This window comes from Roseiflexus sp. (assembly GCF_057785375.1).
On the sequence record NZ_JBYNRX010000016.1, the window covers coordinates 59,630 to 73,217 of the forward strand.

The 13,588-nt window shown below is 60.2% G+C and carries 13 protein-coding genes; 1 reads left to right on the plus strand and 12 read right to left on the minus strand.

The features are described from left to right. Positions 1 to 115 precede the first annotated feature (115 nt). Entirely contained in the window at positions 116 to 748 is a 633-nt protein-coding gene (locus AC3EA7_RS03040) for a TetR/AcrR family transcriptional regulator (RefSeq protein ID WP_488612550.1), read from the minus strand. A gap of 167 nt (positions 749 to 915) precedes the next feature. Here AC3EA7_RS03040 and AC3EA7_RS03045 point away from each other — a divergent pair, with 167 nt between their 5' ends. Next, positions 916 to 1,074 (plus strand): hypothetical protein, encoded by a 159-nt coding sequence (locus tag AC3EA7_RS03045; RefSeq protein ID WP_488612551.1) that lies wholly within the window; start codon positions 916 to 918, stop codon positions 1,072 to 1,074. A gap of 359 nt (positions 1,075 to 1,433) precedes the next feature. Here the strand turns inward: AC3EA7_RS03045 and AC3EA7_RS03050 are convergent, their stop codons facing one another. The 11 genes from AC3EA7_RS03050 to AC3EA7_RS03100 all read right to left on the minus strand — a co-directional run bounded on the left by AC3EA7_RS03050 (position 1,434) and on the right by AC3EA7_RS03100 (position 13,286). Next, a complete protein-coding gene (locus AC3EA7_RS03050; RefSeq protein WP_488612552.1) occupies positions 1,434 to 1,841 on the minus strand; it encodes a hypothetical protein in 408 nt (135 codons plus the stop codon). A gap of 276 nt (positions 1,842 to 2,117) precedes the next feature. Then, the gene (locus tag AC3EA7_RS03055) at positions 2,118 to 2,462 is read right to left on the minus strand and encodes an STAS domain-containing protein (RefSeq protein WP_488612553.1); all 345 of its coding nucleotides are present in this window, start codon (positions 2,460 to 2,462) and stop codon (positions 2,118 to 2,120) included. Then, the gene (locus AC3EA7_RS03060; protein ID WP_488612554.1) at positions 2,452 to 2,886 is read right to left on the minus strand and encodes an ATP-binding protein; all 435 of its coding nucleotides are present in this window, start codon (positions 2,884 to 2,886) and stop codon (positions 2,452 to 2,454) included. Before AC3EA7_RS03060 ends, AC3EA7_RS03055 begins: the two co-directional genes overlap by 11 nt. A 21-nt stretch (positions 2,887 to 2,907) precedes the next feature. Beyond that, positions 2,908 to 4,476 carry a tetratricopeptide repeat protein gene (locus tag AC3EA7_RS03065; RefSeq protein ID WP_488612555.1) on the minus strand — a complete coding sequence of 523 codons (1,569 nt, stop codon included), beginning with the start codon at positions 4,474 to 4,476 and terminating at the stop codon, positions 2,908 to 2,910. Positions 4,477 to 4,598: 122 nt separating this feature from the next. After that, positions 4,599 to 5,684, minus strand: coding sequence for a PP2C family protein-serine/threonine phosphatase (locus tag AC3EA7_RS03070; RefSeq protein WP_488612556.1), 1,086 nt, complete (start codon positions 5,682 to 5,684; stop codon positions 4,599 to 4,601). A gap of 6 nt (positions 5,685 to 5,690) precedes the next feature. Beyond that, positions 5,691 to 7,184: a CheR family methyltransferase gene (locus tag AC3EA7_RS03075; protein ID WP_488612557.1), complete on the minus strand. Its 1,494-nt coding sequence runs from the start codon at positions 7,182 to 7,184 to the stop codon at positions 5,691 to 5,693. A gap of 134 nt (positions 7,185 to 7,318) precedes the next feature. Beyond that, on the minus strand, positions 7,319 to 8,458 hold the full coding sequence (cheB, locus tag AC3EA7_RS03080; RefSeq protein WP_488612558.1) for a chemotaxis-specific protein-glutamate methyltransferase CheB: 1,140 nt from the start codon (positions 8,456 to 8,458) through the stop codon (positions 7,319 to 7,321). Between the two features lie 160 nt (positions 8,459 to 8,618). After that, positions 8,619 to 8,981, minus strand: coding sequence for a response regulator (locus tag AC3EA7_RS03085; protein ID WP_411855112.1), 363 nt, complete (start codon positions 8,979 to 8,981; stop codon positions 8,619 to 8,621). 68 nt (positions 8,982 to 9,049) lie between these two features. Next, complete coding sequence (locus tag AC3EA7_RS03090) at positions 9,050 to 11,290, minus strand: hybrid sensor histidine kinase/response regulator (RefSeq protein ID WP_488612559.1); 2,241 nt, start codon at positions 11,288 to 11,290, stop codon at positions 9,050 to 9,052. 51 nt (positions 11,291 to 11,341) lie between these two features. Further along, a complete protein-coding gene (locus AC3EA7_RS03095) occupies positions 11,342 to 12,859 on the minus strand; it encodes a methyl-accepting chemotaxis protein (protein ID WP_488612560.1) in 1,518 nt (505 codons plus the stop codon). Positions 12,860 to 12,866: 7 nt separating this feature from the next. After that, positions 12,867 to 13,286 carry a chemotaxis protein CheW gene (locus AC3EA7_RS03100; protein WP_488612561.1) on the minus strand — a complete coding sequence of 140 codons (420 nt, stop codon included), beginning with the start codon at positions 13,284 to 13,286 and terminating at the stop codon, positions 12,867 to 12,869. Positions 13,287 to 13,588 lie beyond the last annotated feature (302 nt).

The following is a 13,588-nucleotide window of genomic DNA, read 5'->3' on the forward strand; positions in this document are numbered from 1 at the left end:
GCCTCGCGCCTCGCGCCTCGCGCCTCGCGCCTCGCACCTCGCACCTCTCGCCTCGCGCCTCTCGCCTCTCGCCTCTCGCCTCGCACCTCGCACCTCTCGCCTCGCGCCTCTATCCTTATACGGCGTTGCCCTGTTTCTCCTCCACCGGATAATTGACACTCCGCAGCAACAACGGCACCAGCGTGGGCGGGATACGCTCGGCTGGCGGATCGCCGGTCATCACCCAGCGAATGACCAGGTTGTAAATCGCGCCCATCCAGGCGTGCGCCACTACCGTGGTATCGATCGGCTGGATCTCACCGACAGCCACGGCTTCATCGAGATGGCGCTTGATCAGCGCCGCGAAGCGATCGGTCACTTCCAGTCGCTTTTTCTCGAAAGGCGCCCCCAATCCGACGGCCTGCACCAGCAGGATTTTGGCGGGACGGCGATACTTGCCGAAGGTCTCGATCACCGCCATGATCGCTGCGCGCACCCGGTCGATCCCGGCGCGCGGCTGGCGCTCGATGGCTTCGGTAGCGCGCCGCTCGATCAGGTCGGCGAATTGATCGACCAGCGCCAGAAAGAGGTGCTCCTTGTTTGGAAAGTGGAAGTAGATCGACCCCTTCGAGATACGCGCCGCCTCGACAATGTCATCCAGGCGCGCCTCGTGGTACCCTTTCGACGAGAAAATATCCAGCGCCACTTCGAGAATGCGCTCGCGGGTGCTCTGCTGATCGGAAGAACGCTTGTCGGTTAGGTGAACCATGTGCCCGCCTATCGACTGACTGGTCAGTACTGTTTATAGTATACCATGAAACACGGGTGGCAGACGGGAGGTTGAGCGAAGGAATTCCTCCAGTACTGCCGAACCCGCCTGCCGGATTGGACGCACCAGAACGTGGCTTTGACCGCCTGTAGGCACGCAATGCCGATGTGCGCTCCAGATTGGGGCGGGCTATCGAACCGGAACAGGGCGAAGCCGGCGGCTGCCGGCGTTTTCAGCGCGGCTTCTTGTTGCATCGACCGTTGACCAATATGGTCTTCATTGTCAACGGCAGCGGTGTGGGATTGAGAACCGAGAACCGATACTAAATTGCGGTCAGTCAAACAAGATGTTCGCGCATTCGTTGTGCAAGGCGCAACGAATGCGCGCAGCGGTAGTCGGGGATGGTACATCGTCATCAGTAGCCCCAGCGGGGCTTTCACTTGCGGTGAGCATGGTCGAACTGCGTCCTCAGCGAGGGCTTTCGCCCGTAGCGGCCGGGCGTCCTGCCGCAGCACTCCGGCGGTATTGTACAAACGACCGCGCATGAGTATGAGAACCGAGCGCCAAGAACCAACTCTCTGAACCCTGAACACCGGGCGCGGGGAGCAGAGGGGTCTTTTCAAGCGGGGCGTTTTCGGAGTGCAAAGCGTATTTTCCTCGCCCCGACGCCTTTCTTGCATTCATCTTAGAATCCGTTGACACCAGGGATAAACAGCGCTGCCAGGGTGGCGCCTGCAAGCGACGGGGCTTCTTTCAGGATGACTTCCAGGAGTTCGGGTTCAGGCTTACGAGGTTCAGGCTTACGAGGTTCAGGCTCAAGAGGTTTAGGCTGAATATCAATACCAATACTCGTACTCGGATCATCAAGAAGTTTATTTATCAGGTTGCTGAGCCACACAGCCTCTCCGGCGACCTGCTCCGAGCGAAGAACAATGCTTCCTGGCGCGACATAGACGTTATGACAACCATTCCTGCGTCCTGGCTGCTGCATATTCTTCAGAGAAGGAGAAGCGACGTCCAGCAACCACGTCGCATCGAGCAAATCTGGATAGCGCTGCAACTCAGAGGTTGTGCCGACCAGCGGAAACGCCACAAACACGGAGCGGCGCGAGGGGCGATGTTGGGCAAGACGCTGGAGCGCTTCCAGTTGGCCATGGGGCAAAAGAAACAGTCGCTCTCTGCGCTATGCGATAGGCGAGCAGTCCGCTCGCCCCTGCCCGCCTTCCCACGTGCAACCTTACTCAATTGTACCGCTTGGGGCGCGCCAGCAGCGCGCCCCTACCCGCCTACCCTCGTTACAGATGCGACGTGCAACACCCGCCATCCTTAGGGGCAACGTCGCAGTGCAACGTCTCTGCCCTGCGTCTCCCTACCGATATGCTGCGAGGTCGCGTTCCTCGATGGGGGGCATATAGCGCGACATCTCGACCATCTTGAACACCTTCTGATGGTGCGGGGTCACATTCATGGCATACAGCGTGTACCCCGACTTCTTAGCCGACACAACAAACTTGAGCAGGGCGGAAATGCCCGCCGAGTTGATAAACGACACATTGGCAAAATCGAGGACGGTAATCGGGCGCATTGCCGTCGCAGTTGCGGTGGCTTCGATGGCGCTCGCCGAGACCGCATCGACGCTGTTGGTCATAATATGCAGCACCGCAACATCGCCAAACTCTTCCCGATGGATCACTTCGTTCATCTCATTCGTCATGGTCCTGGTTCCTCCGATAGAGACGTAGAGTCAATGTTGTGCCTGACTGTGACGAATTCACCTCGCAGTCATCGACCAGGGCGCTAATGAGGTACATGCCAAAGCCGCGATACATCCCTGCATCGAGATTCTGATCTTCGATAACCTTTCGGGAAAAATCGACCGTCTCGACGCCGCTGCCTTCATCGGTCACGTGGACCTCGAGTTTGTCGCTGTGCAGCGCAAAGACAACTTCCACCAGCTTTCCGGGCTGACGTTTATTGCCATGATCGATGGCATTATTCACCGCCTCGCTGACGGCCAGTTTCAGGTCCTCAACGCGCTCGGCGCTGAACCCCAACGCACGACCGACCTCATCGGCGCTGGCGCGCACGACACGCTCGAATATCGGCACAGAAGGAATGTTCACCAGGACTTGTTGCATGGACACGTCGCTCCTCAACGCTTACGATGAACCCACCATGCCGACGCTGCGCTGCCGCATGGCGCGACGCGACGCGGGAGTGCTTGCCTGTTCTTGACTTGCCAGGTAGTCATACCGTCTGAGATAGGCTTTACCCAGCGAGGTATTGCCGATCTGCAGGTACGACGCACCCAGGTAGTAGAGCGCCTGCACGTGGCGCGGATTGCGTCGCAACACTTTTTCGAACAGCGGAATAGCGCGCGCCGGTTCCATCAATTCTTTGTAGCACAATCCGAGCATAAAATTCGTTTCGACATCGTCGGGCCAGAATTGGAGCACGCGCGCAAATTCTTTCGCCGCCAGGTCGTAGCGGTTGCGCCGCACATACATGTAGCCAAGGTCGTAGCGTAGCGAATGCGCATCCGGCGCCAGTTCGACCGCTTTGCGCCAGGCAGCCAGCGCCCATCCTTCACGCCCCATCAGGTTGTACATGAACCCCAGCAGATAGTGCGCCTGCGGGTCGTTGGGGAGCAACTGCACGGCGCGCTCGAACGCCTTGACGGCGCCCGTGTGCTTGTTCATATCGTAGAGCAGCTTGCCCATGTTCAGGAACAACTGGCCATTGTTGGGATGCAGTCGGGCGCACTCGAAGAGCGTATCGTATGCTTCGCGCATTTTGTTCTGCAACTTGAGAATGGCGCTGATACGAATGCGCGCATCGACATAATACTTGTCCTGCGGCGGGATTTGGGCATACTCTTCGAGCGCCTCATCGAGACGCCGCGCGCGCGCCAGCAGGTTGCCGAGCAGATATCGCGCATAGTGCTCTTCCGGTCGCCATTGAAGCAGGGCGCGGTAGATCCGTTCCGCCTCCTCTTCGTACCCTTGCTGCTTCAGGTCGTTGCTGAGCCGATAGTACCATTGCGCAACTTCCTCTTCCGAACGATTGACCAGCACTTCGTCCTGCAACTCTGGCGAGACGAAGGTCGGCTCGACGCGCAATGCCTCGGCGAAACAGCGCTGCGCCAATTCGTGCGCACCGTGGCTCTGGTGCATCAACCCCATGTAGTAGCGCGGTTCGGCTGCCTGCGGACGCGCCTGACATGCCTGGTCGTAGTGAATATACGCCCGCCCGGCGTCGTCGAGGCGCTGATAGCAGCGCCCCAGCGAGAAGTGCGCTTCGTACAGGCGCGGGTTGTGCTCGATGGCTTCCTTGAAGGCGGCAATCGCGCGATCAAGACGCCCCTGCGCCGCAAATGCGACGCCCAGGTTATAGTGCGCCTCCGACAGTTGCGGATCGGTCTGTACGGCTTCCAGGTACTCGCGCAGCGCTCCTTCCCAATCCTCCTGATACGCCAGTGCATTGCCGATGTAGAGGTAGATGATCGCGCGTTCACGATCATAGATCTGAGCACGCTCTTCTCCTTCGATATAGGCGGCGATCAGCGCCGCCTTGAAGTGTTCGATCGCATTGGCGTAGTCCGCGCGCAGGTAGGCGCGAATGCCCTGTCCAAACGCTGCTCCCAGGCGCGTCCCGGCCATGAATCGCTCGCTCCCGCTGAACGTGTCCAGATCGAGCGGCATGAAATTGAGCGGTTCTGTCGAACTCATCGTCTACCTGTGCCCTTCACCGGTCGGCGTTTGGCGTCGCTTCTGGTTGACGCTCTCCCTTATTGTACTATGAACCCCTGCGCTCATGAAAGCGACTCGATTGCAGTTTAGTAGCGCCTTGGTCACATTTTTTCATGATCGCGATACTCTTCGAGCGCCAGACGAATCTGCGCATTCAACTCACGCGCCAGACCACGCCCAAAATGCCCCTGCGCCACTTTGATGATCTCTGGCAATGCTTCGGTCCACACGGTCACGTCTGCGTCGCCAGGATGCGGCAAGGTTAGCCATGCCTTCTCGCCGCGTTCGTCACCCAACACATCGTGCATAATGCTGCGTAGTTCTTCTGCCAGGCGTTCGAGTCGCCGCCGTACCGCCACAACGGTAATGTCGTCGTCCTGCCCGGCATCGCTCCAGGTGCGCAGTTCGTGCAACAGACGCGCCACCAGCGCACGCGGTTTCAATGCCGCGCCTTCGACCAGCAGGCGCTCGAGTCGCTCGTACCCAAAATACTCGCCGGCGCTATTGGTCGCTTCGACGACGCCATCGGTGTACATGATTACGGTGTTGCCCGGTTCGATCGCGGTGCAGATCTCTTCGTAGCTGGCATCGTCATCCACGCCGAGCGGCAACCCCGACAGTTCCAGTTCACTCACACGTCCATTCAGCAGCAAGGGGTAATGATGACCGGCATTGGCGATCTGCACCGTGCCATGCCGCAGATCGAGCGTGGCGTAGAGCATGGTGATCATGCCCTGCGGAATATCGGCGATGATCCCGCGGTTGACATCAGCCAGCGTGCTGCCCGGCGCGGCGCCGCGGCGCGCAGCATAGCGAAAGACGGTGCGTGCGACGGCCATCCGTAACGCCGCCGGCAAACCCTTGCCGGAAACATCGCCGATCATGATGCCATGACGCGCATCACCAAGCGGCAAAAAATCGTACAGATCGCCCCCCAGGTCGCGCGCCGGTAGCGAAATAGCGTGGATCTCCCATCCAGGCAGGCAGGGCACTGCTTCGAGCAGCAACCCCTGTTGGATATCGCGCGCCAGGAGGAGTTCGCGTTCAATCTCAGCCTGACGCCGTGCTTCTTCCGGGCTGATCTGCGGTTGCGGCGGCGCCGGACGCCTGGCGCGCCGTGGAATGCCCGTCGCCGTATGGCTGAGCAATGTGAAATGGCAGCCCGGTTGTTTGTAGCGTTTTCGCATAATGTGTTATAGGCCCAGGTGTTGCTCACATGTGGCGCGCAACCAACCCACTTCGACGCCTTCGAGGAGATCCTCAGGACGGTACGCCGCCAGTTTGTTGAGCGCACTGCGAAACTCGCGCATTGCCTGCTCCGGCTTTCCTGCCTGCCGGTATGCCAGCGCCAGGTGGTAGGAGACCAGCGCGGCATTGGGAACCAGGTAGCGCGCGCGTTCGAGCGCCTGGATCGCCTCATGCCACTGCCCCTGGCGTGCGTAGATCGTTCCGATGAGAAGATAGGCGTCACCGCGCAATGCATCAATTTCGAGCGCGCGGCGCGCCTCGGCAATGGCAAGGTCGAGTTCGCCGCGATCGGCATGCACCCGCGCCACCAGCACCAGCGCATGCGGCGTCAGCGGTGAGTTGGGGCGAATGCTGCGCAGCAGGTTCATCGCCTCGTCGATCTTGCCGGCATCAATCAGGGCTTGCGCCTGTCCGACACGGCTGGACTCCTCATCACCGGCTTGCGGGGTTATCGAAACAACAGGCAGTTGCGGCTTTCGGGAGGAGTTGGGCGACGCTTCAACGACCGATGGCGCACGTCGCCGGGGCTGTTCCGCCGGCGACGGTCGGCGTCGGGTGGGGCGATGCTGCACTAATCGGTCGGGCAGATCGACCTTCTGGTAGACATACGCCCCCGACACTTCGCGTGAGCGAAACCCATCAAAGACGTTCCAGAGCGTTTCGGAAAACCCCAGAAAGAGCAACCCGTGTTCAGGCAGGCAACGATGGAACCGCTCGATCAATGATCGCCGCGTTTCCGGGCGAAAATAGATGGTTACATTCTGACAGAAAATCACGTCGACGCCATACGCGGTTGGCGGAAAGGCTTCGAGCAGATTCAGTTGCTCGAAACGCACCAGCGCACGCACGGCGTCTGATACCAGAAAGCCATCGCCCTGTCGAACAAAGTAGCGATTGAGCAGCGCCGGTGTCACATTGTTGAGAGAGCGGCCCCGATAGAAGCCAGCCCGTGCCTTTTCGAGCGCCAGTGCGCTCAGATCGGTCGCCCAGATCTCGACCGGGCGCACAATCGCCAGACCAAAGGTTTCCAGCACGGTGATCGCCAGCGAATACGCTTCTTCGCCGGTGGCGCACCCGGCGCTCCAGATGCGGATCGGTTCGCCCGGCGGCTTGCGATGGTGCAATTCAAGGAGCAGAATCTCGCGCAGCGCGCGCATCTGCGGTGCATTGCGAAAGAAAAAGGTCTCATGGTTGACCACCATCTCCGCCAGACGGTGGAGTTCATTGCGCCCGGCTGGCACGCTGATGCGTTGCTCGTAGGCTGCGAGCGTTTCGCCGAGCGCCGCTATGCGCTGCGACAGACCGGCTTCCAGCACGCGCTGCTGCGCCGTGTCCAGATAGACGCCGCTGTAATCCGCCAGCAGGGTGCGCAACCGGTCAAACGCCTCTTGCGAGAGACGCACTGGCGGAGGAACGAACAGATCGTGCGCTGTGCTCATGTCACTCGTTCGTGTTCAACCTGTACACCTGTTTTTTGAACCACAGAGAGCGCAGAGGGCGCCAATACGCCGATCTTCTCTGCACCTTTTTGCCCCTCGCTCTTCGCCTCTTGCCTCACTTCACCTTCGCATCTTCAACCTGCAACCAACCCGGACACCACGTCCACCAATCGCAATGCAATGACATCCGGCGGCAGCACCTCGCGCACGACGCCCAACTGAATGGCAGCGCGCGGCATGCCAAAAATGGCGCAACTCGTCTCGTCCTGTGCAATCGTGTACGCCTGCCGGTGATAGAGCGCCCGCATCCCATACGCTCCATCGCGCCCCATACCGGTGAGGAGCACGCCAACCGCGCGCGCGCCGTATACCTCGGCAACCGCCTGCATTGTGACATCAATGGACGGTCGCTGAATCAGCAGCGGCGCATCGCTCAAATGAACTGTTCCCTGGCGCGTCACCAACAGATTGCGTCGATCAGGAGCAATCAGCACTTCGCCGGCACGAATAGGCGATCCTTCACGGGCTACGTGCACCGGCAGCGCGCCGGCGCTTGCCAGCCATTCCGCCATCCCTTCGCTGAAGCCTTCTGCAATGTGCTGCACAACCAGTACGGCGGCGGGGAATGCCTGTGGCAGACCGGCAATGATCTGGTTAATGACGCGCGGCCCGCCTGTGCTTGCGCCTATGACGACAACCGGAGGAAGCGGCGTATTGGAGGCGCTGCTGATCGGCGGGACGATCGTCGCAACAGGCGGAGTTGCCGGTTGTACGTCATGCGCAGGGGTCTGATGAGCCGGGAATGCCAGTTGGAAGGCGTGATCGTTGCCGGATGTACGGCGCCGACCGCGCAGATGAGTGACGACCTTGACCCGCGACAAGATCTTGACACGCCGTACCAGATCGCGCGCGGCGTGCTCGATCGCGCGCGCATCGCCGCCGTGTGGTTTCTCGACCACTTCGAGCGCACCGGCGCCAAGCATCTTGAAGGTGATATCCACCTCATAACTGGCGAGCGAGGCGGTCAGCACCAGAATTGGCGTCGGACAATACGCCATCAGGTGTTCCGTCGTCGCCAAGCCATCCATGACCGGCATGCGCACATCCATGGTCACGACATCGGGGCGCAGACGTTGCACCACCTCGATCGCCTCGCGCCCGTTCGATGCGACGCCAACCACCTCGATAGCCGAATCACGCTGGAGCATATCGGTGATGAAACGCCGCATTAGAGCCGAGTCGTCCACGACAACAACACGGATGGTCCTGGTCATGCGTCAACTCATTTCGGTTCAGCGTAAACGATACGCGGTAACAGAACATGCATTCACACCAACAAGCCGCCGATGGATCCGGCGGCGCATCGTGTGAGTCCAGGATGCGCTTCTGGCATTCTTCAGACCTTGCCTGTCAGGAGTACGGTCATCTCTTGTGCTACTCCATCTCCAGGATCATTTTGACCCGATTTGGCAGGTTGAGCAGATCGACATCCTTGTTCAGATAGTCATCGACGCCTGCCTCGAATGCGGCGTGTTTGTCGTCGCTCGACGTCAGCATAATGATGCGCAGATCATCGAGCGCCGGGTTGTCGCGCAGCCGGCGACAGACCTCATACCCGTCGATTCCCGGCATATGCACATCGAGCACCAGCAGGTCGGGCACTTCTTCTTCGATGGCTTTGAGGGCCTCTTCGCCGCTGTGCGCCAGGCGCACCTCGTAGCCATACATGCCAAGTCGCATCTTGACGATATCGGTCACCAGTTTGCTGTCGTCGACTACCAGAATCTTTTCCGCCATAGTACGCTGTGTGTCCTTTCGCGTCGCAACCGGTCTATGGGACCCGAGCAACGATAGAAGACATAGGATCATGACATGCCGATCAACTGCCGGATCGTCTCCAGCAGGTTATTCTGATTGAATTGACTTTTGACGATATATGCCTGCGCACCGACTTCCAACCCGCGTCGCCGATGTGCTTCCGATGCCAGACTGGTCACGATGATGACCGGCAGATCGGTCTTGCCCAATTCACTGCGAATGCGACTGGTCAGGGTAAAACCGTCCACACGGGGCATTTCAACGTCGCTGACGACGAGATCGTAGGTTTCGGCGCGGAGTCTGTCAAGCGCATCGAGTCCATCAACGGCGGTCGCCACCTCGTACCCGGCGGCGCTCAGGATGCTGCGGATCAACTCTCGTGTGGCGAAGGAGTCGTCCACCACGAGCAAGCGTGCGCGGCGTCGCTGGCTCTGCTCCGGCGTCTGCGCAACAAGCGCTGTACCACGTCCCAGTTGCGTCAGGAACATCGGGTTGAGCAGCAGCGCCAGTCGTCCATCCCCGAGTTGCAATGCGCCGCTGTAACGCCGCTGTTTTTCCAGGAGCGGTCCAAGCGGCTTGATCACGGCCTCGCGCTCGTCCACCATGCGGTCGATCAGCAGCGCCATAGGGCGGCGCGCACCACCGATCAGCAGCGCCGGCACGCGCGTCGCGTTGGCGAACGGATACCCGTTCGCAATGCCCAGCAGTTCATCCAGCCGCAGGAGCGGCGCCAGCGCCTGATTGTGCTGAAACACCGCTCGACCTTCGATGGTGCGAACCTGGTTGCGCCGTACCCATACCGTTCCCTGACAGCCGGACGCCGGGAAACCGAATAACTGACCGCCGGACTCGACGAGCAACACCCGTGTGGTAACCAGCGTCAGCGGCAATGAGAGCATGATCGTCGTGCCGGCGCCAGGCTGTGATTCGATCTGCACCTCACCGCCAATCTCGGCGAGATTGGTGCGAACCACATCCATCCCAACACCCCGTCCCGACACGTCGGTGATGATATTTGCTGTGGTAAACCCCGGCATGAAGATCAGTTCCAGCGCTTCCTGATCCGAGAGCGCCGCTGCTGCTTCGGCGCTGATCAACCCCTTGCGCAGCGCCGTTTCTCGCAGCCGCTGCGGTTCCATACCGCGTCCATCATCGCGCACGCTGATCAGCACCCGACCACCGTGCGCCTGGGCTGCGATTTCGATCAATCCCTGGCGCGGCTTCCCCAACCGCTCACGCTCCTCAGCCGGCTCGATACCGTGATCGATAGCATTCCGAATGAGGTGCACCATGGGATCGGCGAGCGCCTCGATGACCTTCCGATCCAGTTCGGTCGTTTCACCTATCAGCCGCAGGGACGTCTCCTTGCCGAGATCGCGGGCCAGTTCGCGCACTGCGCGTGGAAGGTTGGCGTAGAGGGTTGCCACCGGCGTCAGTCGCATCGCCATAACCTCCTGTTCGAGGTCGTCGATCAACTGTGCTTTGTGCGTCGTATGCTGCCCGATGCGCTCGAGTTGCGTGCGGACGATGGAATCGGCGCGTTCGCCTGCGTTCAGCGCGCCGTTCATTTCGCGGTCGAACAGTTCACGCTGTGTGGGCGCAAGACGCACCCGCCGCAGCTCAGATTCGAGGGTCAGCAATGACCGTTGCTGGCGTTCGAGCAACCCTTTCAGCTCTTCCAACGCCTGAAGGTGCTCCTTTTCGATCTGCCTGCCGATCGACAACTCACCTGCCAGGTTCAGCAACTGATTCAGCCGATCCACGCGCACCCGCACTGTCTGGCGTGAGCGTTCGCGTTCGCTTTTGGGCGTAGATTGCGGCGCTCCCTCATCACCCGGCGGTTGTGCTGGCTCAACCAGGGTCAGGGTCACGACCGGCGTTTCAGCCGAAGGCGCCGGTTGCGGCACTCCCCGACCGAGACGGTTCGTCAGCGTCTCAACATCGATCGACGAAGGTTTCCCGTCAATCGTGGCGGCGAGCAACTCCAGGATCGCGTCGCTCCCTTTCAACAGTTCATCGGTCAGGAAGCGATCAAGCATGCGCTGACCATCGCGCACCGCTGCCAGAATGTGCTCGCAGGTATGCGCAACTTTGCCAATCTCTTCGAGACCGAGCATCCGCGCCGAACCCTTAATGGTGTGCATGGCGCGAAAGATGGCGTCGATTCGCTCACGGCGCGCCTCACCCTCCAGGCCGTTGCCTTCGAGCGCCATGAGACCTTCGGTGACGATGCGGATGTTTTCCGCCGTTTCATCACGAAATTGACTGTAGAACGACGCCAGATCCATAGACGATTATATAGTTCCTTCCGTTGACCTTCGGACCTTCAACCTGTCGCCTCATCTCTGTCTCTTGCTTTCCGCCTCATCCCCATCACGGGAGAGACCATGCAGGCGGTTAGCAATGGCAGTCAGGCGTTGTGCGGCGTCCTGCACCTGACGTGCGCCTGCTGCAGTACGACGCGCCACATCAGCGATCTCACGCATGGTTTCCACCACCTGCTCGCTGGCGCTCTGCTGCTGCGCGGTCGCCAGATTGATTTCGGCGCTGCTCTGCGCGGTGCGCTCCGCCACCATCACGATCGCGTCCATGACCTGACCGGCGCTATGGGCAAGTTCGACGCCAGCGGCGACTTCTTTGCCGCCCTCTTCGGCAGCCAGCACGGCTGCATTGGTCGCCTGCTGGATCTCGGCAATGACGCCTTTGACCTCTTTTGCAGCGACGAGCGCGCGGTTGGCCAGGCTCTTGACCTCAGCCGCCACAACCGCAAACCGACGCCCGTGCTCACCCGCGCCGGCGGCTTCGATGGCGGCATTGAGCGCCAGCAGGTGCGTTTCATCGGAAAGGTCGTTGATCAGATCAATAATCTCGCCGATCTGCTGCGACCGCTCGCCAAGGTTCAAGACGCGCGCCGATACGTCCTGCATGCGGCTGCGAATGCGATCCATCGCCTGAATGCTTTTATCGACGGCTTCCTGCCCTTCGCTCAGATTCTCGAGCGTCTGCCGCGCCGCTTCCGCCACCTGCTCGGCGGCAATCGCAATCTGACGGGCGGTTGAACCCAATTCCTCGATGGTAGTGCTTACCTGTGACACAGCGCTGGCCTGCTCGGAGGCGCCGCTCGCCTGCTCGTGCGAGGCGCGCAGTAATTCGGTGGCTGCCGCCGAGAGTTCACTTCCCAATTCGACCTGCTGAATATTCTTTTCGATCAACCGCTGATTGGTTTCGTACAACTCTTCCGATTGCGATCTGGTTTGCTCCAGAAACCGCATTGTACTCGTGGACCAGAGTGATGCGACGTAGGTCAGCAAGCCGCCGACGCTGGTGAAGAAAATGATGAACGCCAGGGTGCGCGGCAGCCCTGGCAGGTCGTTCTGCGGCTGAATGATGCCGGTAGTTTCAGCAATGGCGAGAGCGACATACGACACGAGCGCCACGCCGAACAGCCGTGGACTTTCCGCAGCGCGCCCGAACAGCCCGGAAACCACAATCGGGAACAGAAATGCGACGCTGGCAGGACCGGACACGCCGCCGGCCAGGTAGATCATGCCGATGACATAGATGAGCGAGCCGTACAGGAAGATGTTCGATGCCATCGTATGCCTGCCCGCGCGGAGCGCGCCGAGCGTGCCGCCGACAATTGCCGCGACCATTGCGACGACTCCAAAGGCGGCGCTGATAACCTGTTGCGGTATGATGCCGATCAGCGCGAGAGAAATCGCCAATACGCACCCGGCGCCCGCGACGCCGCCGAAAACTATCGTTAGGTGCATCAGCACTCTGGCGCGATCTTCATCCTGGCTTTGCGGATTGGTAATGACACTGGCGAATATCTGACGATTCGAGACCTGTTCCATACGACGCTCACTTCTGTTCTGTATCGCGTGTTCTTTTCAGCAGAACACTGCGCGCAATCGCCCGAACATCGATCTGCACAACGGGGTGTTCATCAATCATAAGCACGCCGGTCGCCCACGGTTCACGCAGACGTTCGCGCAGCAGCAGCGGCAGCGGTCGAACGACGGCATGATCGATCAGGTTATCCACTGCATCGACGAGCAGCGCGATGGTGCGTCGTCGCAGGGGGACAATCAGGGCGTGTCGTCGCTGCATCTCGCTGACGTCTTCCGGGTCGAGAAATGCTCCGAGTTCTACTGCGATGGCGGATGGATCTCTGTCTGCCTCCTGGTCCGTGCCGGTGCGCCGACTGACGGCGCGGAGAGTCGCAACGTCTTCACGCGGTACGATGTAACGATGCCGTGTTGTGCGAACGATTAGCAACATTGAGCCAAGAACTGAGAACTGAGAACTGAGAACTGAGAACTGAGAACTGAGAACTGAGAACTGAGAACTGAGAACTGAGAACTAAGAACTGAGAACTGACGTTCAACGCATCACCTTCGCACCTGCAACCTGCAACCTTCCCGCCTTTCCGCCGGCCTTTCGCCTCGCATCTTGTGCCTCTGCGACGCTTCGCGCCTTCCCTCTAGCCTCTCGCCTGGCATCTTGTGCCTCTGCGACGCTTCGCGCCTTCCCTCTAGCCTCTCGCCTGGCATCTTGTGCCTCTGCGACGCTTCGCGCCTTCC